The following is a 23,461-nucleotide window of genomic DNA, read 5'->3' as shown; positions in this document are numbered from 1 at the left end:
CGGGCCGCCCCGTAGCAGGGACGGGCCGTTTCGCCAAACGCCGCCGTACCGCAACCATGACGTAATTTGGCGGGTTGCTTTCATGCCCCACTAACAAGGCGACGGGTCGCAAACACCCAGAAAGTCGCCGCGAAAGGAGAAATTCTGTGTTGAAACAAATGCTTTTGATCGGCGCGGCGGCCGTCAGCTTCCCGGCGTTGGCGCAGACGACTGCACCGACGGGTGAGGAACCGGCGCCCACCAGTCAGACGCCGCCCGCCCCCACCGATACCACGGCACCGGCGCCGGATGAAAAACCCGCCGACGATGCCAACCCGACGGACGACACGGCCCCGACCGAGGATGCCATGCCGACCGACACACCCCCGGCAGCCGAGCCGAATCCGCCGGCTGACCAGCCCACTCCGGAACCCGAACCAACCCCCGAACCGGATCCGGAATAACCGCTGATAAACGATTTAAGGAGAATGACTATGTTGAAACAGATGCTTTTGATCGGTGCCGCCGCCGTGAGTTTCCCGGCGCTGGCGCAGACCACCGCGCCGGCCGCTGACCCGATGGCGCCGCCCGCCGCAACTGAGCCGGCTCCCACCTCGAGCCCGACGACGCCGACCAGTCCGGCACCCGCCCCCGATGCATCGGCTCCCCCGGCAGCATCGGAACCCGCCCCGTCGGGCGCCGCAGCAACGCCGGCCCAGATCGCGCAGATCGTGGAAGCGGAATTTCCCACCTATGATGCCGATACGAATGGCGATCTGAACGAAGCCGAATTTGCGGCATGGATGAAAAAGCTCCGCGCCGCGACCGAGCCGGGTGTCGATCCTGAATCGGCCGATGTGAAAACATGGATCGGTCAGGCCTTTGCTGCCGCGGATGGTGACAAATCGGGCGCGGTCAACAAGACCGAACTCACCGGGTTCCTTTCGCGCGGCGCTTAACAGCCACGCGCGGGGTGGTGCAGCCGTCGGAGCGATCCGGCGGCTGCATCCGTTTGCGCGCCCCAAATTTTGTGCGTTACAAAAGCCCCATGGCTCGAAAACTGCGAAATTCGGACCCGCCGATGACGATATGATCGTGCAGCGCGATGCCCAGCCGGCTGGCCGCGTCGGCGATATCGCGGGTCATGGCGATATCCTGACGGCTGGGTTCGGGGCTGCCGCTGGGGTGGTTGTGAACCAGGATGATCGCCGACGCGCCAAGCTCCAGCGCGCGCTTGGCAACCTCACGAACATAGATCGCCGACTGGTCGATCGACCCTTCGCTCGCGAGTTCGTCGCGGATCAGCATGTTGCGCGAATTGAGGTAGAGGACGCGGACGCGCTCGATATCGAGCGGCGCCATGTCGGCGCGCAGCCAGTCGATCAACGCATCCCAGCTCGACAGCAGCGGCTTGTCACGAAATTCACCCTTGAGCAGCCGCAGACTGGTCGCGTGGACAATCTTCAGCGCTGCGATTCCGGTGTCGCCTAAGCCATCGACCCGGCGCAACGATTCGGGATCGGCGCTGACCAGCTGGGCCAGCGATCCGAATTCCCGCAGCAGCGCCTTGGCCAGCGGCTTGGTATCGCGGCGCGGAATGGCGAGCGCCAGCAGATATTCGACCAGCTCATAATCGGCCATGCCGTCGGCGTTGCCGCCCAGCAGCCGACCGCGCAAGCGCGCACGGTGGCCCGCATGGTCGGGGGGAGGAGCGGGCGTGTCGGCATCGGCCATCGCTGTCCGAATAACCGCCTTGTGAGGCGCACTCAACGGGCATAGGACACCGACGATGGCGATCCGGACCAATTTGTTGCAGCGAAACGGGATGTCCGGCGTTGCTCCCGAGGAACGTGGACTGGGCCGGAGGACGAATGGACGCCATGACGTCACCCGCTGACACGTTGTTTCGCAGGTCGCCAGCATCGTGAGCGAGGCGGACGACAGCCCGAAACCAAGGTGGCGGCACCGGACGGTGCTGTTCAAAAAGCGCTGGATGACAGCAGGTGCGGTAATCGTGGTCGTCGCCGGAATTTGGGTGGCGCGCGAACCGATTGCCGACCGTTTTATCAGCGATGAACTCGGCAGTCGCGGCGTTCCGGCCCGGTATCAGATAGATGCCATCGGTTTCCGCAGCGAGCGGCTGTCGAATGTCGTCATCGGCGATCCCGCCAATCCCGATCTGACGGCAAAAAAGGTCGAAGTGCTGTTGGGCTATGGCTGGTCTGGCCCCTATGTCACCGAAATCCGCGCCGAGGGCGTCCGGCTTTATGGCCGTTTCATCGACGACCGGCTGTCGTTCGGCGCGCTCGACAAGTTTCGTGACCCGACCAGCACCGACCCCTTTGCCTTACCCGACCTGACCGTTGTGCTGCGCGATGCTCGCGCACGGGTCGAAACGCCGTGGGGCAATGTCGGCGCGGCGCTGAACGGCGGCGGCAATCTGCGCCGCGATTTCACCGGCAAGCTCGCGCTCGTCGCGCCCAGTATCGCCGCTGCGGGATGCAGCGGCCGCGACGTCAGCTTTTACGGCACTTTGCTCGTTCGCGATGTCCGCCCGCAGCTTGTCGGTCCATTGCGCGGAAGCGGCCTGTCGTGCGCCGATGGCGCGGTGACCGCTGCGTCACCGCAGGTCGCGCTGGATTTGTCACTGTCGGAGGATTTGCAAAGCTGGAAGGGCGAGGCTGACGCCAGCGTTGCGGCGTTCGACGCGGGTCCGGTTCGAGCCGATCGTTTGGGGCTGCTGGCCAAGTTCGAAGGCACTGCGGCGGCGACAAAGATCGACGTGGACGCCGATATGGCGCGGGTCAGCGGTGCCGACTTTGCCGCCGGCATGGTGAGCATCAATGCCAAGGGTGTCGTCGGCCGCGCCGCGCCAAAACTCGACGGCCAGATCCGCTTTGTGCGCGCCAGCGGCAGCGCGGCAATGCGGCGCGCGCTGACGGAGAGTGTCGGCAGCTTCGCCGAAACGCCGCTCGGGCCGCTGGCGACCAAAGCCAGCGCCGCGCTCAGCCGGATGCTGGCCGATGTCGGCGGCAGCGCCGATTTCACGCTGGCTGGCGAAGGAGATTTGGCCCGCATCGACCTGGTCGCACCGCAGCTGGCGAGCGCGAGCGGCGCGCGTTTCACGGGCAGCCCCGACAGCCGCATCAGCTACGTTTACGGATCCGCGCAGCCCGCCGTTCTGGCAGCGGGCCGCTGGAGCTTTGGCGGCGGCGACTTGCCGACGGGTTCGATCAGCCTCGATCGTCGCGGCGACGGGTCGGTCGCGGGACTTGCGAACCTCGCCCCCTATCAGTCGGAAGGCGCCCGGCTCGCGCTGGCGCCGGTGCGCTTTTCGGGCGACCGCAGCGGCTTGCTGCGCTTTACCACGCGCGCCGAGCTGTCGGGACGGCTCGCGGGCGGGCGAATCGAGCGACTGAGCGTCCCGCTGAACGGCTTTCTCGCGCCCACCGGCGCGCTGGCGCTCGACGGCGGGTGCAGCCGGGTCAGCGCCGATCGTATCGTCCTATCGGGTTTCCAGATTGGCCGCAGCGCCATCGATCTGTGTAGCCGCCCTGGCGCGCCGTTGCTCAGCGCAGGGCCAGGCGGACTGCGCGGGCAAGTCCGCATTCCCGGCGTCAACCTGCGCGGCACCAGCGGCGGTTCGCCTTTCGTTGTGACCAGCGGCCCGGCAAATGTCGATCTGACCGCGATGCGCTGGTCGCTCGCGCTCGCCGATTTCCGGCTGGGGGAGGGCGAGAGCGTCACCCGCTTTAGCGCCCAGAGCATCGCCGGACGGGCCACGGCGCAGGGCATGGTCGGCGAGCTGGTTGGCGCCAGCGGCAAAATCGGCGCGGTGCCGCTGAATATCAGCGAGATCGCGGGCGCATGGCGCTGGGCGGATGGCGCGCTGACGCTCAACGGTGGGCTGCTGCTGACCGATGCAGCGCCGGAGGCGCGCTTTGCGCCGCTGGTCAGCAATGACGCGACTTTGCGCTTTGCCGATGGGCTGATCGACGCCAAGGCGGCATTCAACGAGCGTTCGACCGGCACGAAAATTCTCGACACGATCATTCGGCACCGGTTGGCCGATAGCAGCGGTTCGGCGGACCTGCTGGTCAAGGAACTGCGGTTCGACGAGCGGTTCCAGCCCGACCAGCTGACCAGCCTCGCGCTCGGCGTCGTCGCCAATGTCCGCGGCTCGGTCGTCGGCGACGGGCGCATCGAGTGGACCGCCGACGGGGTGACCAGCCGCGGCACCTTTGCCACCGCCGACGCCAGTCTGGCCGCAGCGTTCGGACCGGTGAGCGGGCTGACGTCGACGTTGACCTTTGACGATTTGATCGGGCTGCGCTCGGCGCCCGGCCAGATTGCGAAAATCAGGGAAATCAATCCCGGCATCCCGGTGCTCGACGGCGAAATCGAATATCAGCTGCTCGGCGACAATCGGGTGCGGGTCGAGGGCGGTAGCTGGCCCTTTGCCGGGGGCCAATTGTTGCTCCACCCGACGACGCTCGACTTTGGCGCTGAGCAGACGCGGCGGCTGTCGTTCGACATCGTCGAGGTTGATGCCGCGGTGTTCCTGCAAAGTTTCGGGTTCGACAATATCAATGCGACAGGCAAATTCGACGGAACACTGCCCGTTGAATTCAGCGGACTGGGCGGGCGCATTGTCGGCGGACGCATCGATTCGCGCGCTGGCGGCGGCACGCTCGCCTATGTCGGCGAATTGTCGAACCGCAATCTGGGGGTGATCGCCAATTTTGCCTTTGGCGCGCTCCGCAGCCTGAAATATGATGATCTCACGATCGTGCTGAACGGGGATCTTGACGGCGAAATGGTGACCGACATCCGCTTTGGCGGCGTGGGGCAGGGCGAAGGCGCGACGCGCAATTTCCTGACCAATGCCGTGGCCAGGATCCCGCTCGTGTTCAATGTCAAGATTACCGCGCCGTTCCGCCAGTTGCTGACCTCAGCGAAAGGATTTTACGATCCGTCACTGTTGATCGAACAAAATCTGCCCGCGCTGATGCGCGCCCAGGAAGAAGCCGAAGCGGCCGAAAAGGCCCGATCTGCCCCCGTTCAGCCTCCAGAAAGCGAGCCTATGCGATGAACACACCCAAGACAGGAGCAAGGAGGCGGGCCATCGTCGGTTACGGTCTGGCGGCTCTGATCGGTGCGACAGTCCTGAGCGGCTGCGTCCAGATCGAAACGCCCGACAAGCCGATCGAAATCAACCTGAACATCAACATTCGTCAGGAAGTGGTGTACAGGTTGGATGGTGACGCCAAAAAGCTCATCGAGCAGAATAGCGAGATATTCTGATGACAGGGAAAGATATGATGCGTTTGAAGAAGTGGAAACCGACCGGACTGGCGCTGGCCGCGATTGCGGCGACCGCCGCCGTTGCTCTTGCGGTGCCGTCTGCGATGGCGCAGCGCGATCCCGCCTATGCCGCGGCGCGCGCCGCGGGCCAGATTGGCGAGCAGCCCGACGGCTATCTGGGCTTTGCCAGCACTCCGACCCCGGCAATCCGGGCGCTGGTTCAGGACCTGAATATCAAGCGCAAGGCTGCCTATACCGAACGCGCGCAGGCGACCGGCAGCACCGTCGAACAATTTGCCTTCACCAGCGGTTGCAACCTGATTGCAAACACAAAACCGGGCGAGAAATATCAGGCGCCCGACGGCCGCTGGCTGACGCGTGACAACAGTCCGCCGGTGCGCAACGCCAGCTGCCCGTAAGCTCTCGGTCTTCCAAAGGCGCCCGCGGGCGCCACATGCCGCCGCGCCCCTAAACGCGGCGGCATTTTTGTGCACTTGCGCACAAGCATTGACTTCATCGGGCGTCATTCCTAAACGAACCGCGCCTTAGGGGTCCCCCGAATTTTCGGGCCTTTTTTCGCAGGCGGAATCGGGGCTTTCCGGTTCTGTTTCAGGAGGATGGCACAAAATGACGGGGAACGGCAGCGATCCGGAACTTGGCTCGGAGGATTCGCGCCTGGTCTCGCTCACCGAGCGATTGGACCGGGCCGAAGCCGCAGAGGCAAAACGGACTGCGGTGAACGCCGGACCGGAATCCGATGCCAATTACCGGCTCGGCAACCGCGTTCTGGCCGAACTGCTGGGCGGATTGATCGGCGGCGCTTTGTTTGGCTGGCTGATCGACCGGTTCGCGGGAACGTCGCCCTGGGGTTTGTTGGTGATGTTGTTCATGGGCATAATTGTGGCCTTTCGGAACATCATTCGCCTGTCCAAGACGCCGCGCAACTAGCGCGGTGCACAAGATATTCTCAGCGAGACGGCGCATCTGCCGCCTCGCCAGACGCGTGGAGTGAAGAGTGGCGGCGGAATCCGGCAAGATCGACCCGATGCACCAGTTCGAGGTGACCCCGCTTGGCGGCGGCTTCAACTTGGCCGGGCATGACATCCTGTTCACCAACAGCGCGCTGTGGATGGTCGTCGCGGCGATTGCACTCGGCCTTTTCATGTGGGGCGGGATGCGCCGTCAGCTGGTCCCGGGTCGCTGGCAGGCCGCGGTCGAAGGCTTCACTGGCTTCATTTCGAACATGATGATGGCGAATATCGGCACCGAAGGCCGCAAATATACGCCCTATGTCTTCTCGCTGTTCATGTTCATCCTGTTCTGCAACCTGCTCGGCATGTTGCCGCTGGGCGTGCTGGGGCTCCATCCCTTCACCGTCACCAGTCATATCGCGATCACCGGCGTGCTGGCGCTGATCAGCTTCGCGATCGTCCTCATTGTCGGCTTCTGGCGCCATGGCCTGCACTTCTTCTCGCTGTTCGTGCCGCACGGCACGCCGCTGCCGATGATCCCGATCATCGCGCCGATAGAGTTCGTATCGTTCATGGTCCGCCCGTTCAGCCTCGGCCTGCGCCTGTTCGTCGCGATGACCGCGGGCCACGTGCTGCTGAAAGTGCTGTCGGGCTTCGTGATCAACGGCTTCAACGCCGAAACGCTCTGGCTCGGTTCGATCGTGTCGGTGCTCAGCTTCATCCTGATGATCGGGATCAGCGCGCTTGAGCTGCTGGTCGCCGGTATCCAGGCTTATGTTTTCGCCCTGTTGACTTCGCTGTACATCAACGACGCGGTCAATCTTCACTAAGTTACGTTTAATTTCAAACGATTATACCAAGGAGTAATGATAATGGACGCAGAAGCAGCAAAGCTGATCGGTGCCGGTCTGGCAGCCATCGGTGCCGGCATGGCCGCCATCGGCGTGGGCAACGTGTTCGGTAGCTTCCTCGAAAGCGCGCTGCGCAATCCGGCAGCCGCCGACGGCCAGCAGGGTCGCCTGTTCATCGGCTTCGCCGCTGCCGAACTTCTCGGCCTGCTGGCGTTCGTCGTTGCGATGATCCTGCTCTTCGTCGTCTGATTGGACGACGATATGCGAGGCCGGTCCCGGCGGGATCGGCTTCGCGGCAGGTTTTTTAGTAAGTTAAGGTTCGCCTTTCATGCCCCAAATAGCCCAGCTCACCGCTGACAATTGGTATCTTGCCTCGCAGCTGTTTTGGCTGCTGGTCGTTTTCGCCGGGATCTACCTGGTGATCGGTCGCGGCATGCTGCCAAAGATCGAAGCGACCGTCGATGCGCGCGACCGCAAGGTGGCGGACGATCTGGCGGCGGCGAAAGCGGCGCATGCCGCTGCGGACGCGCTTGAGGAAAGCTATCGCCAGCAAAGCGACGCCAGCCGTCTCGCGGCGCAAAAGGCGGTTGCCGAAGCCAAGGACAAGGCCGCCAAAGACGCCGAAAAGCGTCTGGCCAAGGTCGATGCCGAACTGGGCGACAAGCTGGCAGCCGCAGAGGCCGATGTGGCAGCGGCGCGCAAATCGGCGATGGCCGAAATCGAATCGGTCGCTGCCGAAGCGGCGGGCGAACTGGTCGCCAAGCTGTCAGGTGTGAAAGTCGCACCGGCGGATGCCAAGGCGGCAGTAAAGGCGGTGCTCCATGGCTAATCTGACGCTGATTTTTGCCGAAGGCGCTGTCGAACCGACTGCATTCGGGATGAACGCGACGGTGTGGGTATCGATCGCGATGCTCGTATTCCTGGGCATCCTTGTTTGGAAGGGCGTCCCTGCGGCGATTGCGGCGATGCTCGATAAGCGCATTGCTGAGATCTCAAAGCAGCTCACCGAGGCCGAACAGCTGCGCCTCGACGCCGAATCGCTGAAGGCGGAGTATGAGGCAAAGCTCGCCGCAGCGGCCAAGGAGGCCGACGACATGCGCGCTCGTGCCGAAAGCGAAGCGGAAACGCTGGTTGCCAAGGCGAAGGCCGACGCGACCGCGCTGATCGGCCGCCGCAAGCAAATGGCAGAAGACCGCATCGCCGCGGCCGAAGCCACCGCGCTCAGTGAAGTCCGCGCTGCTACCGCCAAGGCAGCGACCGCTGCTGCCGCGGCGCTGATTGCCGAAAAGCATGATGCCAAGGCCGACAAGGCGCTGGTCGATCAGGCGATTGCGGGTGTCGCCAGGGGCTGACGCGTTTCGTCATTTCCGAATACAGAACGCCCGCGGAATTTCGCGGGCGTTTTGCTTTGGGGTGAGCGGCGGCCAGCGGCCAAAAGCTGCTATAGTTTCCATCGTCATCCCGGCGGAGGCCGGGATCTCGCCGGTGCGTTATGACAATAGGGTGATATCCCGACCTTCGCCGGGATGACGAAGACAAGAAACGGCATATGCTCGGTCGCCCCCGCGAAGGCGGGGGTCGCGGTCGAAGTACTCGGCGGCGCAGGATAACGCCTATGGCGGCCCCCGCCTTCGCGGGGGCGACGGTCTAGGGAGACGTCTGAACACCGGCCTCAAAAAAGGCCTTTCCTACATTATCCCGCTGTGTCAGCCTTCTTCCAGCAGCCAATCCGCCGCCGCACAAGGCCCGGATCGCGGCGCACACAGGGCTGAACTTTCCTGAACTTTGGATCACGCGGTCCCGACGCGCCACGTCGATTGCCGCCGGGCGTCAAAACTTGATCATGATCCGCCGCGCCAGCGCCGGCGAGATGCTGTGCACCAGCTGCAATATCTTCACCATCCCGACATTGACCTCGCTTTTGCCGGTGCGGATGCCGTGGACGATTTCTGCGGCGCAGTCGTGGGCGCTCATCTTCTTGCCGGCGCGGCCCGCCGTCATGTTGGTCTCGACCACGGGAGGGAGCGCCTCGATCACCCGGACATGGCTGTCCTTGAGCAGATGGCGGATCGCCTGCGTATAACTGCGCAGCCCGGCCTTGGTCGCGCAATAGATCGAGCCGCCGGCCCGCGGCGCGATGGCGAGCCCCGACGTCACATTGACGATCGCCGCCTCGGGCTGGGCGCGCAACGTCGCGAGGAGACGCGTACACAGCGCAATCGGCGCATCGAGGTTGGTGCGGATGCAATGCGCCGCGCTTTCCAGCGTCGCGGCGTCATCCAGCTCATATTCGCTGCCCACCCCGGCATTGTTGACCAGCAACGCGAGCGGCTTGCTTGCCACACCGTCCACCACAGCATCGACCCCCGCAGCGATCGACAAGTCGCTCGCGATCGTGCCGAATCCCAGCGCCGCCATTGTTTGAAGCTTCTCGATCGATCGCCCGGTGACGATGACATCGGCACCCGCCGCCTGCAGTTGCAACGCGATCTCGCGCCCGATGCCGTCGCTGCCGCCGGTAACCAGTGCCAATTCTCCTCTGACGTCCATGCGACCCCTCCCATGTTGTTTACCTCACACACTATGGCGGGTCGCATCGTCCTCGCCTACATGCAAAATCATGGCACGCCCGAACGCTCCCGACCGATTCAATGAAGAGAAGGCCACCTACGTCATCCGCGGCAGCGGCGAGGCCGATGACAAGCCTGATCTGGAACGCGGCGCCGAAGCGATACGCAGCGTTGTGCGCAAATTGCCGACCCGCCCCGGCGTCTATCGCATGCTCGATGCGCGCGGGGACGTGCTCTATGTCGGTAAGGCGCGAGCGCTCAAGAACCGGGTGACCAATTACACGCAAGTCGCGCGGTTGCCGCAGCGGTTGCAGCGGATGGTGTCGCAAACGCGCGCGATGGAAATCGTCACGACAACCAGCGAGGCCGAGGCGCTGTTGCTCGAGGCGCAGCTGATCAAACGCTATCGCCCGCCGTATAACGTGCTGCTGCGTGACGACAAAAGCTTCCCTTTCATCCTGCTGCGGATGGATCATGATTTTCCGCGGGTGCAAAAGCACCGCGGCGCGCGGCGCGCCAAGGGGCGCTATTACGGGCCATTCGCGAGCGCCGGATCGGTAACGAAGACGCTGAATGCGCTGCAAAAAACATTCCTACTGCGCAGTTGCACCGACAGTTTCTTCGCCAACCGCTCGCGGCCGTGCCTCCTGTATCAGATCAAGCGGTGCAGCGCGCCGTGCGTCGATCGCATCTCGAAAGAGGATTATGCGGCGCTGGTCGGCGACGCGCAGGACTTTCTGGAGGGACGCTCCACGGCGGTGCAGAAGCGGCTTGGCGACGCAATGACCAAGTCGGCTGAAGCGATGGATTTCGAGCAGGCGGCGGTGCTGCGCGATCGGCTCAAATCGCTGACCTTCATTCAGGGCAGCCAGTCGGTCCATGCCGACGGCCTGGGCGACGCCGATGTCTTTGCATTGGCGGCAAAGGGTGGGCAGTTGTGTGTCGCGGGCTTTTTCATCCGCGGCGGCCAGAACTGGGGGCATCGCAGCTTCTTTCCGGCGCATGTCTCTGGCGTTCCAGAAGAGGAAGTGATGGCGAGCTTCCTGATGCAATTTTACGAAGGGGTGCCGCCGCCCAAGACGATCCTGGTCGATCGCGAGCCCGCCGAGATCGAACTGCTCGCTGAGGCGTTGGGCGAAGTCGCCGAACGCAAGATTGAAATCAGCGTCCCGCAGCGCGGCAACCGGCGGCGCCTGCTCGAACAGGCGGTGCGCAATGCGGGCGAGGAGCTCGACCGGCGGCTCGCCGAAAGCAGTTCGCAGGCCAAGCTGGGCCGCGAGCTCGCTGAGCTGTTCGATCTGGAAAACCCGCCGCAGCGGATTGAGATCTACGACAACAGCCATATCCAGGGCACCAATGCGCTGGGCGCGATGGTGGTCGCGGGGCCGGAGGGCTGGATCAAGGGCGCGTATCGCAAGTTCAACATCAAACGCGCCGAAACGATGCCGGGCGACGATTTCGCGATGATGCGCGAGGTTTTTCAGCGCCGCTTTGCGCGCGCGCTGGAAGAAGATCCCGAGCGCACCAAGGGCGAATGGCCCGACCTGGTGCTGATCGATGGCGGCAAGGGACAGGTGTCGGCGGTCGCGGGGGTGTTCGCCGAGCTGGGGATCGACGATCTGCCCTTCGTCGGGGTCGCCAAGGGGCCCGATCGCAACGCCGGACGCGAGACATTTTACTGGCCCGACGGGCGCGAGTTCACGCTGCCGCCGAACAATGCCGCGCTGTTCTATATCCAGCGGCTGCGCGACGAGGCGCACCGCTTTGCGATCGGCGCGCACCGCGCGAAGCGGTCGAAGGCGATGGGATCGTCGCCGCTCGATGAGGTGCCGGGCATCGGGCCGTCGCGCAAGAAAGCGCTGCTGATGCATTTCGGCACGGCGCGCGCGGTGCGCGGCGCGAGCTTGGAGGATTTGCAGAAGGCGCCGGGGGTGAGCGCTGCGGTGGCGCAGGCGGTGCATGATTTCTATCATGCGGGGCGGTGAACCTTCTGCGCTACTCCACATCCGTTCGTGCTGAGCTTGTCGAAGCACCGTCCTTGCCTTTGACGCCATCAGAAGAAAGAACGGCCCTTCGGCAAGCTCAGGGCGAACGGAATTTTGATTGCAGCCCCCAATTGCCTTGAGAGGATGAGTATGGATTTCGCCGCAATGATGCCCCTGGCCGCCACGCTCGGCGTGACCATCCACGAAGGCAGCAAAGATCGCGTCGCGGGCAAGCTGCCCGTGCGCCCCGACATCTGCACCGCGGGCGGGATCGTCCATGGCGGCGCGATCATGGCCTTTGCCGATTGTCTGGGCGCGGTTGGCGCGTTTCTGACGCTGCCCGAGGGGGCGAGCGGGACGACAACGATCGAGAGCAAGACCAATTTCCTCGGCGCTGGACCGGTCGGATCGGTGCTGGTCGGCGAAGCCACGCCGGTGAAGATCGGCAAGCGCGTGTCGGTGTGGCAGACGCGCATCGCGACCGAAGACGGTGCCGATGTCGCGCTGGTGACGCAGACACAGCTGGTGCTTTGGCCAGCGTAAATGGCGAAAGGAAAGGGGACAATGAACAAATGGATATGGGCGGTCGCTCTGACATTCGTCGTTTACGCTCTCGCGATCTTGGCAAGTGGGATGGGGATCAATCCCACTGGAATTGAATGGAAATTCAACAATTCTGGGCAGTTCGGCGATTCCTTTGGACCTTTAAGCTCGATATTCGCCTGCATAGCGGCGATCAGTGCTTTTCTGGCCTACTCCGAGCAGCGGAACGAACTGACCAGAGTAAAGTTAGCTTATGACGAAGAGAAGGGTCGTGCAGAGAAACGCGATTTCGAAAACACGTTCTTCCACCTGTTAGAAATGAAAAAAAGTGCGCTCAACGCGGTAACAGTGGGTTCCGTCGACGCAGGCGCCACGGGCGCGAATGCGGTCGACGCAATCATGAACGGAGTTCGCGATTCCCAAGACGACCCCGAAATGCTGAGTGATACGTATAAAACGTCGTATTACATCTACCGAAATGTTCTATCGTCCTATTTGCGGACCTGCTATCATGTTGTTAAATATATTGACCAATCCAACCTCGCCGAAAAGGATGTTTATGCACGAATTTTTCGGGCATCGTTGAGTAACTCAGAGATCGTGCTGATCGGTGTCAACGCTGCGGTCGGCGGAGGGAGAGAAAAGTTCAAGCCCCTCATAGAGAAATACGCCCTTTTACATAACATATCGGCATCCGACGCCAGCTTTTATGGCCTTATCGACGCTTTCAAGATAAATGCGTTCGGCAATCGCGACATTTCTAAAGAAATCGCTAGCGGGTCCGACGGCCTGCTTAACAAGGACTGATGGCCAGCCTGACCGCCCCGGCGATCGTCTGCGCGGTGCGCGCGCATGGCGAGCATGGGGCGATATTGCGCGCGCTGACCGAGGAGGCGGGGCTGGTCGCGGGCTATGTCCGCGGCGGGCGGTCGACGCGGCTGCGCCCGATCTTGATGGCGGGCAATTTGATCGCGCTCGAACTGCGCGCACGCACCGAGGAGCAATTGGCGAGTGCGACCGCCGAGCTGCTGGCGAGCCGTGCGCCACTGCTTGCCGAACCGCTGGCGGCGGCGGCGATCGACTGGGTGACCAGCGTCACCGCGACGATCCTGCCCGAAAGTCAGCCTTATCCGGCGCTCTATTCGGCGCTGTCAGGACTGCTCGATGCGATCGGCGTTGCATCGTCGGCGCGGCAATGGGCGGCGGCCCTGGCGCGCTATGAATTGCTGTTGCTCGCCGAATTGGGGTTCGGGCTCGATCTCGACGAATGTGTGGTGACCGGGGCGGCCAGCGATCTGGCGTTCGTCAGCCGCAAGTCGGGCGGCGCCGTCAGCGTCGCCGCGGCGGCTGGTTATGAAGAACGGCTGCTGCGCCTGCCGCCGTTCCTGAACGGCGCGGATGCCAGCCCGTCGCTAAACGATGTCCTCGACGGAATGGCGATCACCGGGCATTTTATCGACCGCGACCTGCTCGATGGCCGCGCGCGCGATTTGCTTGGCGTGCGGGCGCGATTGATCGATCGGCTGGGCAGGGCGGTTGCGTGACGCGCCGCCGCTGTCTAGAGCCTCCCCGTCAAACCTAGGTCATACCACGTTCCGTTTGTGCTGAGCTTGTCGAAGCACCGTCCTTTCTTTTGCGGCGTCAAAGAGAGAAGGGCCCTTCGACAAGCTCAGGGCAAACGGCCTAATTGGACGAGAAGGGCGAAGCGTTGAAAATCCTGCTGCTGGCTGGCGACGGTATCGGTCCGGAGATCATGGCGGAGGCCGAGAAGGTGCTCGCCGCGCTCGCGCTGCCGGTGACGCTGGACCGTGCGCTGGTGGGCGGGGCGGCCTATGCAGCGACCGGCCATCCGCTGCCGCCCGAGACGCTGGTGAAGGCGAAAGCGGCCGATGCGATCCTGTTCGGCGCAGTTGGCGATCCGCGCTTTGACAACGTCGAACGCCATTTGCGCCCCGAACAGGCAATCCTCGGCCTGCGCGCCGAGCTCGGCCTGTTCGCCAATCTGCGCCCCGCCAAGATGTTCGCCGGTCTGGAGGACAGCTCGGCGCTGCGCCCCGAAGTCGCGTCGGCAATCGACCTGCTGATTGTTCGCGAGCTTAACGGCGACGTCTATTTCGGCGAAAAGGGTACTCGGACGACCACCGATGGCCAGCGCGAAGGCTATGACATCATGTCCTATAGCGAGAGTGAGGTGCGGCGCATCGCGCATGTTGCCTTCCGTGCGGCGCAGGGGCGGCGCGGGCGGCTGTGTTCGGTCGACAAGGCGAATGTGCTCGAAACGTCGCAGCTGTGGCGCGACGTGGTGATCGAGGTTTCCGCCGACTATCCCGACGTGGCGCTCAGCCATATGTATGTCGATAATGCCGCGATGCAGCTGGTGCGCAACCCTGGCCAGTTCGACGTCGTCGTGACCGGCAATCTGTTCGGCGACATCTTGTCCGATCAGGCGTCGATGTGCGTCGGATCGATCGGCCTGCTCGCTTCGGCGTCGCTGAGCGAGGGCAAGCAGGGGCTGTACGAGCCCATCCACGGTAGTGCGCCCGACATTGCCGGGCAGGGCGTCGCCAACCCGCTGGCGATGATCCTGTCGCTGGCAATGCTGCTCCGCCATTCGGGCGACGACGAAGCAAGCGCGGCGCGGATCGAGGCGGCGGTGGCCAAGGTGCTGGCCAACGGTTGCCGCGGCGCCGATCTGGGTGGAACGATGGGAACAGCCGCGCTGGGCGATGCGGTCGTGGCGACTTTGAACGGATAGATGGCATGAAGAAAACCACGGGCTTCGATCGCAACACCACCCGCAGCTGGCATCCCGCGACGCAAGCGGTGCGCGGTGGCACCTGGCGCAGCGAACATGGCGAGACGTCGGAGGCGCTGTTCCTGACGTCGGGCTACACCTATGACGACGCCGAGACGGTCGCGGCGCGCTTTGCGGGCGAAGCGCAGGGCATGACCTATTCGCGGCTCCAGAACCCGACCGTGGCGATGCTCGAGGAGCGCATCGCGCTGATGGAGGGTGCCGAGGCGTGCCGGTCGCAGGCGACGGGCATGGCAGCAATGACCACGGCACTGCTGTGCCAGCTGTCGGCGGGTGATCATATCGTTGCCGCGAAGGCCGCGTTCGGATCGTGCCGGTGGCTGGTCGACCAGCTCTGTCCGCGTTTCGGGATCGAAACAACGGTGATCGACGGGCGTGACAATGACGCGTGGGAACGCGCGATCCAGCCGAATACCAAGGTGTTTTTCTTCGAAACGCCGGCCAATCCGACGATGGACATCGTCGACATGAAGCATGTGTGCGGCGTTGCGAAGGCACACGGCATCACCTCTGTGGTGGATAATGCCTTTGCGACAGCGGTTCTCCAACGTCCGCTCGATTTCGGCGCCGACGTCGTCGCCTATTCGGCGACCAAGCTGATGGAAGGGCAGGGGCGCGTGCTCGCCGGCGCCGTTTGTGGCACCGAGAAGTTCATCAACGACGTGCTGCTGCCGTTTCAGCGCAACACCGGGCCGAACCTGTCGCCGTTCAACGCTTGGGTGGTGCTGAAAGGTCTCGAAACGCTCGATCTGCGCGCGCGGCGTCAGTCGGAAAATGCCTTGGCAGTCGGCAAGTTCGTTGAAAAGCGGGTACCAAAGATCCTCCACCCAGGCCTCGCCAGCCATCCGCAGCATAATCTGGCGATGAGCCAGATGGAGGCGTGCGGGCCGATCTTTTCGTTCATCCTCGAAGACCGCAAACAGGCGATGGCATTTCTGAACGCGCTCGAACTCGTGGATATTTCGAACAATATCGGCGATTCGCGCAGCCTGTGCTGCCATCCGGCGTCGACCACCCACTATAGTGTCAGCGCCGAAGCGCGCGCCGATATGGGGGTCGTCGAGGGGATGCTGCGGATCAACATCGGGCTGGAGGATCCGCGCGATCTGATCGCCGATCTGGACCAGGCATTGACCAAGGTCGGGCTTTGAGCGACCTTGGCCGCGTGATGATCGACTCCTTCTTCCCCTTTGCCGAAACGACCGGCCCCGTCACCGTGCGCGTGTCGGTCAGCTATTTGCCCGAACAGTCGCATCCGGCGCTCGGCCGCTGGTTCTGGGCCTATCATGTCCGGATCGAAAATCATGGCGACGTCGCGGTTCAGCTGATCAGCCGCCACTGGCGGATCAGCGACGGGCGCGGCCAGATCAGCGAAGTTGAGGGCGAGGGGGTTGTTGGCGAACAGCCGCTGATCGCACCGGGCGGGGCTTATGATTATGTTTCGGGCTGTCCGCTCCCGACGCCCGAGGGGTCGATGGTCGGCAGCTATGCGATGGAGCTTGGCGACGGATCGGAAATGCTGGTCGCCATCCCGCATTTCCCGCTTGTTGCTCCTGCGACCGCTGCATGAAGCGTACGCATCTGCCGCTGAACGCCTTGCGCGTGTTCGACGCCGCGGCCCGGCACCTCAGCTTTACGCGCGCGGCCGACGAATTGGCGGTGACGCCTGCTGCCGTCGGGCAGCAAATTCGCGCACTGGAGGATATGCTGGGTGTGGTACTGTTTCGCCGCACGCCGAAGGGGCTGGAGCTAACCGGCGAGGCCGAAGCGGGGCTTGATGCGCTGCGGCAGGGATTTCTGCAGTTCGAGGAATCGGTACGCGCGATGCAGGCGGGGCAGTCGTCGCAGTCGCTGACGATCGCTGCCCCGCGCGACCTGACCGCCAAATGGCTGGCGCCGCGGCTGGCGCGGTACAGCCAGCAGGCGCCCGACGTGCGCTTCACCCTGGTGTCGGCCGACAGCGGCATCGATTTTACCGAGGCCAATCTGGATCTTGCGATTTTCTGGTCCGACGGTGTCGGTGACCATGAAGGCGTGGCGCTCTCCGACCCGCTGATGGTGACCGTGGCTGGTCCGGGTAGCGCCAGCGACACGCGGATCGCCTGGCCGGGCTGTCCGGTCGCCGATGGTGAACCCGCGCTGCGGCTGGGCGATGCGGGGCTGGCAATCGACGCCGCCGCCAATGGCTTGGGCCATGCCAATGTCCCGGCGATGCTGGCCGAAGCCGACATCGCATCGGGTCGCGTGCGCCAGATTGGTGAGGCGACGCCGGTGAAACGCGGTTACTGGCTCGTCGCCCCGACGCCGCAATGGCGACAGGCCAAGGTCAAGGCGCTGGTCGCGGCGCTGACGGCCGATTGATGTAACCAAAATCGCTTAGCAGCCGAATAGGTCGGGAACGGTCATTCGGGGCACCAATTTCATGCTAAAAATTCTGGACAAACTGCCGCAGCAGGGAGTGGGGATCGGCGCGCTTCGCTGGTCGCTGCTTTTTGTCTTCACGCTTTTCGGAATCGCGAAATTCGCCGCTTATGAAGCCGAGGGGGTCGCGCGTATCGCCATGCACTATCCGCTGTTTGCGTGGATGTATCCGCTGATCGGCGAACAGGGGACCAGCAATGTCATCGGAAGCATTGAACTGGTGACTGGCGCCCTGATCGCACTGGGGGCATGGTCGCATCGCGCCGGACTGATCGGCGGCCTGATGGGGATGGCGACCTTTCTGGTGACGCTCAGTTTCACGTTTGGCGTGCCGTTGTGGGAAGAGGGCTATGGTTTTCCCTTCATGGGCTCGCTTGCGCAATTCCTGTTCAAGGATGCCGTCCTGCTGGCCGGATGTCTGGTGCTGACGCTGCACGCCGGACACGCGCTCCGCCTGCGCGGTGTCGCAGGCGCGGACTGATCGCTCCCGCTTATTTGGCGGCCAAGGTCAATAGCCGCGTCACCAGCCCGATCAGCGGCTCGGGTGCGACATTGGCATCGGAGTTGTTCCAACTCGCCGTGACCACGACCCAGCGACCGTCGGACTTGCGTTCGCCGAGCAGCGCCATCGACAACACGCCATTTTCCGATCCGCCCTTATAGCCCAGATAGCGCCAATCGGCGGCGGCGACCGGACTGACGCCCTGATTGATCGCCATCGCGGCAAGCACCGGCTTCCCGCGCTGGGCGCGCAGGTGAGTCATCAACCGCGCGACATCCTTTGGGCTGGCGAACCATTCGAGACTATCGATAAAGCGCGGTCCAGCGGTGAAACTAACGCCGTCAACATTAGGCAGGATCAACCGGTCGCGATGGTCGGCGATCAGCCGCCGCTGCGTGATATCGTCACCCGCGATAAAATGTGGGCGCACATCGCCGAAATTATTGCCCTTCAGGGCAAAGGCTTCGACCGTCGTCAGGAATGGGATGTTCCGGGACGGGGCGCTATGCCCTGCGGCGCGCATCCGGGTTTCGATGTTTTCCCGGCCGAGCAGGTGGATCAGCGTATCGGCGGCACCATTGTCGCTGACAGAGATCATCCAATTGGCCAGCGTTTGCAGCGTCACTGGTGTGTCGCGGGGCCAGTTTGCGGTGGCCGCCGACGAAAAGCTGAAATGCGAAAGCGGCACAACGTCCGACCAGCGCCGCTGGCCAGCCTCAATTTGCGCCGCGAGTTCGGCGAGCACATAGAGCTTGAAGACCGATCCCACGGCAAACTGCGTGTCGGCGTTGGCGGAGGCGATCGTGCGCATCTCGGCGTCGCCAAGCTCGGCAACAAGAAACCCGGTTTTTCCCGGCAGCGCCGCCATTTCCGTGGCGATCTGGGTGTAACTGTCGTTGGCGACGACAAAACCCGTTAGACGCAGCCCGGTGACCCGGTTGTTGGCTAAGGTATCGACGTCGAGCACAATCGTGCCGACCCCTTTTTCGAACCGTAGCAGGACCGTTCCCGACTGGCCGTCGGTCGATGTTGCCTTATCGATGCGAAGCGGCTGGCCATATTGGGCGATCAGGCTGGCGGAAATGGTCCTGAACTGCGCCTCGGGGATCGCGGTCTGGAACGACGGGGCGAAATAGTCGGAAAAGACGATGTTGCCGCGAAGCAGGTCCACCAGCTGCGCCGCGCGCCGATCAAATGGAGTCTGGGTGGCTGGGGCCACCGCCATTGGCGATTGGGCTGCGGAGGAGAGCGGCGCAAGAACGGCCAGAACCGCCACCGCCATTCCCCACGAACTCCGACGTACCATGCCGCCCTCCTCAGGCGTCAATCGCGGCCTCGTCGAGCGTTGCCGCGTTTGCCTGAATGAACTGGAAGCGGTGTTCGGGATGCTTGCCCATCAACCGATCAACCAGATCCTTGACCAGATGCCGCTCTTCATATTCCTGCGGTAGCGTGACGCGCAGCATCGAGCGTGTCGCCGGGTCCATCGTCGTTTCCTTGAGCTGGTTCGGGTTCATCTCGCCCAGCCCTTTGAAGCGCCCGACATCGACCTTTTTGCCTTTGAACTGCTTCGCTTCGATCTCAGCGCGGTGGGCATCATCGCGGGCATACACCGAGGTGCTGCCCGACGTGATACGATAGAGCGGCGGCTGCGCCAGATAAACATGCCCTTTTCGAACGATGTCGGGCATTTCCTGAAAGAAAAAGGTCATTAGCAGGGTCGCGATATGCGCGCCGTCCACGTCGGCGTCAGTCATAATCACAATTTTTTCGTACCGCAGCCGGTCGGCGTCGCAATCCTTGCGCATTCCACAGCCGAGTGCGAGCGCGAGGTCGGCGATTTCCTGATTGGCACGGATCTTGTCATTGCTGGCGCTCGCGACGTTCAGGATCTTGCCGCGGATCGGCAGGATCGCCTGGGTCTTGCGGTCGCGCGCCTGCTTCGCGCTGCCGCCGGCGCTGTCGCCTTCGACGATAAATAATTCCGTGCCTTCAGGACCGTCATTCGCACAGTCTGTGAGCTTGCCGGGCAGACGCAGCTTGCGCCCGCTGGTCGCCGTCTTGCGCTTGACCTCCCGTTCCGCCTTGCGTTTCAGCCGCTCGTCCATCCGGTCGAGAATCAGCCCAAGCAGCGCGCGGCCGCGGTCCATATTGTCCGACAGGAAATGGTCGAAGTGATCACGCACCGCATTTTCGACGAAGCGGGTTGCTTCGGGGCTCGACAGACGATCTTTGGTCTGGCTCTGAAACTGCGGGTCGCGAATGAACACCGACAGCATCATCTCGCCGCCGTTAAAAACGTCCTCGGCGGTGATCTGTGCCGCCTTCTTTTGCCCGATCAGTTCTCCGAAGCCGCGCAAACCCTTGGTCAGTGCTGAGCGCAGCCCTGCCTCATGCGTGCCGCCCGCGGGCGTTGGGATGGTGTTGCAATACCAGCTGTACGATCCGTCGGACCACAAAGGCCAGGCGATTGCCCATTCGGCGCGGCCCTGATCGCCCGGAAAATCCTGGCGGCCGATGAACGGTTCGGCGGTCGCGCATTCGCGGGTGCCGATCTGTTCCTTCAAATGATCGGCAAGGCCGCCGGGGAACTGGAACGTCGCCTCGGCGGGGGTGTCGTCACCGATCAGCTCGGGCGCGCATTTCCAGCGGATTTCGACGCCCGCGAACAAATAGGCCTTTGACCGCGCCATGCGATACAAGCGCTGCGGCTTGAAACGCTGATGATCGCCAAAGATTTCGGGGTCGGGAATAAAGGACACGCTGGTGCCACGGCGGTTGGGCGTCGGGCCAAGCTCTTCGAGGCCGCCCACCGGGGTGCCACGCGCAAAGCGCTGGCGATAGAGCAATTTGCTGCGGGCAACCTCGATCTCCGTCTCGACCGACAGCGCATTGACGACGCTGATCCCGACGCCGTGCAGGCCGCCCGACGTCGCATAAGCCTTGCCTTCGAACTTGCCCCCCGAATGGAGCGTCGTCATGATGACCTCAAGCGCCGATTTCCCCGGGAATTTCGGGTGCGGGTCGATCGGGATGCCGCGGCCGTTGTCGGTGACGGTCAGCCGGTTGCCAACATCAAGCGTCACTTCGATACGGTTCGCGTGGCCCGCCACCGCCTCATCCATGCTGTTGTCGATGACTTCGGCGGCGAGGTGATGCAGCGCGCGTTCGTCGGTGCCGCCGATATACATGCCGGGTCGGCGACGGACAGGCTCAAGCCCCTCCAGCACCTCGATCTGCGAGGCGTTATAGCTATCGGTGCTCGGGGTCGCGGTGTCGAACAAATCGTGACTCATGGAGAGGCTATAGGGGGCCGGAAAGCCCACTGGCAAGCGCGGTTTTTGGGTGTTTGGAGCGAACGACCGCCTCTCGGCTTGTCCCGTTTTTATGATGTCAGGGAACTTTCACAAAGTCGTGAGGGTTTGGCCCGAGACTAAAAAGTCATTCAAAAAGCGGAGTATAAAATGAAAACTCTCTCTCTCCTCGCCATTCTGGCGGCCAGCACAGTTGCCGTCCCGGCTTTCGCACAGGACCGCGACCCGTCGCAGGATTTTAACGGTCCTTATGTCAGCATCGGCGGTGGCGGCACGTTGCAGGGCAATGATCGCGGCGAAACCGTGCTGTTCGATACCAATCGCGATGGCACCTATGGCGACCAGGTCACCACCGTCGGCGGTCTGAACGCGTTTTCGACCGGCTTCTGTAATGGCGCCGCGACTAGTAGCGCGAATATCGACTGCCGCAATGACAAGGACGGCCCCGAGTATTTTGCGCGTCTGGGTTTCGACAAGCGTATGGGCAATTTCGTGCTCGGCGCAGTGATCGAAGGTGGTCGTAGCGAAGCGCGTGACAGCGTCTCGGCGTTTTCGACGACGCCCGCCAGCTACACGTTCAGCCGCGAAGCCGATTATCAGGCCAATGCCCGCCTGCGCGCAGGTTATACGCCCGGCGGCGGCGCCCTGTTCTATGTGACCGGCGGCGGCGCCTACGCGCGTCTCGACAACCGTTTCTCGACCAGCAATGGCGCCAACAGCTTTGCCGACAACGGGAAAACCCATGGCTGGGGCTACACCGCTGGTGGCGGCGCTGAAGTCATGGTGACGAACAACATCGCACTCGGCCTTGAGTATCTTTACACCGACATCAAAGACGACGATTTTGTTGTCAACGTCGGTCCCGGCACCGCGCCGCCGACCAACCCCTTCCTGCTCAATGGTGGCGGAACGGATATGAAGCGCAGCAGCGACCATTTCCGCACCCACAGTGTGCGCGGGACGCTCAGCTTCCGCTTCTGACATTTATCGAAGCGGTAATCGAAGGGCGTCGGATCGAAAGATCCGGCGCCTTTTGATTATTTGGAACCGGGCGCCGCGAAGATCGCGAAATTGCCGTTGGCGCTGCTGACCAGTCGGCCACCCTGATACAGCTTGGCGTCGATATTGGCGACGCGTTTGCCGCGGTGAAGCACCGCCGCTTCGCAGGTCAGCCGACCTTCGCCGACGCGGACATGATAGTTGAACTTGATTTCCAGCGTCGCGCACCATTGCTCGGGATCGAGCAGACTGGTCAGCGCGCCGCCCATGGCGGTGTCGGCAAGCGAATAAGCGACGCCGCCATGCGCGGCGCCTTGCGGGCTGAAATGCTGCTGCGGATTGACGTCGATCGCCATCGTGCAGCGGCCGTCGCCGCGCTCGACCATTTGCAGGCCGAGCGCGCGCGCAAATTCGAAATCCTGCGCGAACGGCTTCACCGAACGCGCCCTACCGAACTCGGGGGCCTCCGAACGGCGGCGGCGGGGGGGGGCGGCGCGTGCCGCGCGGCAGCTGCGCCTGATAGGCGCGGCCGCAATGCTCGACGCAATAGGGGAAGCCAGGGTTCACGGCCTGACCGCAAAAATGGAAGTCGGGCTCGCCCGGATGCCCCATCGGCCAACGGCAGATGCGATCATTGAGATCGAGCAGGGTCGTCTTGTCGGCGATCTCGGGGCTCGGCTTGGCGGGCACTAGACGGCGCGGCGGCGCGGGCGGGATCGGCGCCTGCTGATCGCCCGGACCCTGGCGGATAAAGCCACCGGGGCCGATCGAGACGATCCGCGGCTGGTCGGCCTTGGGAATCTGCTCACCGACCGACCCGTCGGCGGTCGGCGTGTCGACCGTCGGGCGCGCTTCAGACCTTGGCGGGGTAGGGGCGACGGGGCGCGGTGCGACGGGCGCTGCGGCGCGCGGGGCCGCGGCGGGAGCAACCGGCTTCGGCGCCGCAGGAGCAGTTGCCTTGGCAGGCTTGACCTTATCGGTTGCTTTCACCGGCGAAGGGCGCGATTTCAGGCCCAGGCGATGCGCCTTGCCGATTACCGCATTGCGGCTGACGCCGCCGAGTTCGTCGGCGATCTGGCTGGCGGTCAGCCCTTTTTCCCACATGGTGCGCAGGCTTTCGATGCGCTCATCGGTCCAAGACATATTCTATTCCTTATCATTCCACGCCGCGGGCTATGTCGCGGTTATCGATGCGATCCTTGCGGAC

At 63.4% G+C, this 23,461-nt stretch carries 26 protein-coding genes; 20 read left to right on the top strand and 6 right to left on the bottom strand.

Going from position 1 to position 23,461, the window contains the following annotated elements; genetic code table 11:
• Nucleotides 1-146: 146 nt before the first annotated feature.
• Both VGN68_RS01320 and VGN68_RS01315 read left to right on the top strand, forming a co-directional pair.
• Entirely contained in the window at nt 147-443 is a 297-nt protein-coding gene (locus VGN68_RS01320) for a hypothetical protein (RefSeq protein ID WP_327473130.1), read from the top strand.
• A gap of 30 nt (nt 444-473) precedes the next feature.
• Nucleotides 474-938, top strand: coding sequence for a calcium-binding protein (locus VGN68_RS01315; RefSeq protein WP_327473128.1), 465 nt, complete (start codon nt 474-476; stop codon nt 936-938).
• 76 nt (nt 939-1,014) lie between these two features.
• Here the strand turns inward: VGN68_RS01315 and radC are convergent, their stop codons facing one another.
• The gene (radC, locus tag VGN68_RS01310) at nt 1,015-1,713 is read right to left on the bottom strand and encodes a RadC family protein (RefSeq protein ID WP_327473126.1); all 699 of its coding nucleotides are present in this window, start codon (nt 1,711-1,713) and stop codon (nt 1,015-1,017) included.
• Between the two features lie 190 nt (nt 1,714-1,903).
• Here radC and VGN68_RS01305 point away from each other — a divergent pair, with 190 nt between their 5' ends.
• The 8 genes from VGN68_RS01305 (at nt 1,904) to VGN68_RS01270 (ending at nt 8,457) form a co-directional block, all read left to right on the top strand.
• Nucleotides 1,904-5,071 carry a YdbH domain-containing protein gene (locus VGN68_RS01305; protein WP_327473124.1) on the top strand — a complete coding sequence of 1,056 codons (3,168 nt, stop codon included), beginning with the start codon at nt 1,904-1,906 and terminating at the stop codon, nt 5,069-5,071.
• Complete coding sequence (locus tag VGN68_RS01300; protein ID WP_327473122.1) at nt 5,068-5,283, top strand: YnbE family lipoprotein; 216 nt, start codon at nt 5,068-5,070, stop codon at nt 5,281-5,283. Before VGN68_RS01305 ends, VGN68_RS01300 begins: the two co-directional genes overlap by 4 nt.
• Complete coding sequence (locus VGN68_RS01295) at nt 5,283-5,702, top strand: YdbL family protein (RefSeq protein WP_414712994.1); 420 nt, start codon at nt 5,283-5,285, stop codon at nt 5,700-5,702. The genes VGN68_RS01300 and VGN68_RS01295 overlap by 1 nt, the downstream gene beginning before the upstream one ends.
• 208 nt (nt 5,703-5,910) lie before the next feature.
• The gene (locus tag VGN68_RS01290; protein WP_327473120.1) at nt 5,911-6,231 is read left to right on the top strand and encodes an AtpZ/AtpI family protein; all 321 of its coding nucleotides are present in this window, start codon (nt 5,911-5,913) and stop codon (nt 6,229-6,231) included.
• Between the two features lie 67 nt (nt 6,232-6,298).
• On the top strand, nt 6,299-7,084 hold the full coding sequence (locus VGN68_RS01285) for a F0F1 ATP synthase subunit A (RefSeq protein ID WP_327473118.1): 786 nt from the start codon (nt 6,299-6,301) through the stop codon (nt 7,082-7,084).
• A 42-nt stretch (nt 7,085-7,126) separates the two neighbouring features.
• The gene (locus tag VGN68_RS01280) at nt 7,127-7,354 is read left to right on the top strand and encodes a F0F1 ATP synthase subunit C (protein WP_003044110.1); all 228 of its coding nucleotides are present in this window, start codon (nt 7,127-7,129) and stop codon (nt 7,352-7,354) included.
• A gap of 79 nt (nt 7,355-7,433) precedes the next feature.
• On the top strand, nt 7,434-7,934 hold the full coding sequence (locus tag VGN68_RS01275; protein WP_327473115.1) for an ATPase: 501 nt from the start codon (nt 7,434-7,436) through the stop codon (nt 7,932-7,934).
• On the top strand, nt 7,927-8,457 hold the full coding sequence (locus VGN68_RS01270; RefSeq protein ID WP_327473113.1) for a F0F1 ATP synthase subunit B: 531 nt from the start codon (nt 7,927-7,929) through the stop codon (nt 8,455-8,457). The genes VGN68_RS01275 and VGN68_RS01270 overlap by 8 nt, the downstream gene beginning before the upstream one ends.
• A 478-nt stretch (nt 8,458-8,935) precedes the next feature.
• Here VGN68_RS01270 and VGN68_RS01265 read toward each other — a convergent pair whose 3' ends face one another.
• Nucleotides 8,936-9,655 (bottom strand): SDR family oxidoreductase, encoded by a 720-nt coding sequence (locus VGN68_RS01265; RefSeq protein ID WP_327473111.1) that lies wholly within the window; start codon nt 9,653-9,655, stop codon nt 8,936-8,938.
• A gap of 70 nt (nt 9,656-9,725) precedes the next feature.
• Between VGN68_RS01265 and uvrC the strand changes: the two genes are divergently transcribed.
• The 9 genes from uvrC to VGN68_RS01220 all read left to right on the top strand — a co-directional run bounded on the left by uvrC (nt 9,726) and on the right by VGN68_RS01220 (nt 17,920).
• A complete protein-coding gene (gene uvrC, locus VGN68_RS01260) occupies nt 9,726-11,660 on the top strand; it encodes an excinuclease ABC subunit UvrC (protein ID WP_327473109.1) in 1,935 nt (644 codons plus the stop codon).
• A 165-nt stretch (nt 11,661-11,825) separates the two neighbouring features.
• On the top strand, nt 11,826-12,203 hold the full coding sequence (locus VGN68_RS01255; RefSeq protein ID WP_327473107.1) for a PaaI family thioesterase: 378 nt from the start codon (nt 11,826-11,828) through the stop codon (nt 12,201-12,203).
• Nucleotides 12,204-12,224: 21 nt separating this feature from the next.
• A complete protein-coding gene (locus VGN68_RS01250) occupies nt 12,225-13,010 on the top strand; it encodes a putative phage abortive infection protein (protein WP_327473105.1) in 786 nt (261 codons plus the stop codon).
• A complete protein-coding gene (gene recO, locus VGN68_RS01245; protein ID WP_327473103.1) occupies nt 13,010-13,747 on the top strand; it encodes a DNA repair protein RecO in 738 nt (245 codons plus the stop codon). The genes VGN68_RS01250 and recO overlap by 1 nt, the downstream gene beginning before the upstream one ends.
• 164 nt (nt 13,748-13,911) lie before the next feature.
• On the top strand, nt 13,912-14,958 hold the full coding sequence (gene leuB / locus VGN68_RS01240) for a 3-isopropylmalate dehydrogenase (protein ID WP_327473100.1): 1,047 nt from the start codon (nt 13,912-13,914) through the stop codon (nt 14,956-14,958).
• Between the two features lie 5 nt (nt 14,959-14,963).
• On the top strand, nt 14,964-16,169 hold the full coding sequence (locus VGN68_RS01235) for a trans-sulfuration enzyme family protein (protein WP_327473098.1): 1,206 nt from the start codon (nt 14,964-14,966) through the stop codon (nt 16,167-16,169).
• 17 nt (nt 16,170-16,186) lie between these two features.
• Complete coding sequence (gene apaG, locus VGN68_RS01230) at nt 16,187-16,588, top strand: Co2+/Mg2+ efflux protein ApaG (protein ID WP_327473164.1); 402 nt, start codon at nt 16,187-16,189, stop codon at nt 16,586-16,588.
• Nucleotides 16,585-17,379: a LysR family transcriptional regulator gene (locus VGN68_RS01225; RefSeq protein ID WP_327473096.1), complete on the top strand. Its 795-nt coding sequence runs from the start codon at nt 16,585-16,587 to the stop codon at nt 17,377-17,379. Before apaG ends, VGN68_RS01225 begins: the two co-directional genes overlap by 4 nt.
• Nucleotides 17,380-17,440: 61 nt before the next feature.
• Nucleotides 17,441-17,920 carry a YkgB family protein gene (locus tag VGN68_RS01220; protein WP_327473094.1) on the top strand — a complete coding sequence of 160 codons (480 nt, stop codon included), beginning with the start codon at nt 17,441-17,443 and terminating at the stop codon, nt 17,918-17,920.
• A 10-nt stretch (nt 17,921-17,930) separates the two neighbouring features.
• Here the strand turns inward: VGN68_RS01220 and VGN68_RS01215 are convergent, their stop codons facing one another.
• Both VGN68_RS01215 and parE read right to left on the bottom strand, forming a co-directional pair.
• Nucleotides 17,931-19,247: a serine hydrolase gene (locus tag VGN68_RS01215; RefSeq protein WP_327473092.1), complete on the bottom strand. Its 1,317-nt coding sequence runs from the start codon at nt 19,245-19,247 to the stop codon at nt 17,931-17,933.
• A 10-nt stretch (nt 19,248-19,257) separates the two neighbouring features.
• Nucleotides 19,258-21,237, bottom strand: a complete 1,980-nt coding sequence (parE, locus tag VGN68_RS01210; RefSeq protein WP_327473090.1) for a DNA topoisomerase IV subunit B — start codon at nt 21,235-21,237, stop codon at nt 19,258-19,260.
• A 168-nt stretch (nt 21,238-21,405) separates the two neighbouring features.
• Here parE and VGN68_RS01205 point away from each other — a divergent pair, with 168 nt between their 5' ends.
• Nucleotides 21,406-22,236 carry an outer membrane protein gene (locus VGN68_RS01205; protein WP_327473088.1) on the top strand — a complete coding sequence of 277 codons (831 nt, stop codon included), beginning with the start codon at nt 21,406-21,408 and terminating at the stop codon, nt 22,234-22,236.
• 56 nt (nt 22,237-22,292) lie between these two features.
• Here VGN68_RS01205 and VGN68_RS01200 read toward each other — a convergent pair whose 3' ends face one another.
• Complete coding sequence (locus VGN68_RS01200) at nt 22,293-22,691, bottom strand: PaaI family thioesterase (RefSeq protein ID WP_327473085.1); 399 nt, start codon at nt 22,689-22,691, stop codon at nt 22,293-22,295.
• Between the two features lie 10 nt (nt 22,692-22,701).
• Complete coding sequence (locus tag VGN68_RS01195) at nt 22,702-23,397, bottom strand: GcrA family cell cycle regulator (protein WP_327473083.1); 696 nt, start codon at nt 23,395-23,397, stop codon at nt 22,702-22,704.
• Nucleotides 23,398-23,461: the final 64 nt, after the last annotated feature.

This window comes from Sphingopyxis sp., from assembly GCF_035998965.1.
Taxonomy (GTDB): domain Bacteria; phylum Pseudomonadota; class Alphaproteobacteria; order Sphingomonadales; family Sphingomonadaceae; genus Sphingopyxis.
Note: the sequence above shows the minus strand (reverse complement) of the source record. Positions and strands in the feature narration are given on the sequence as shown.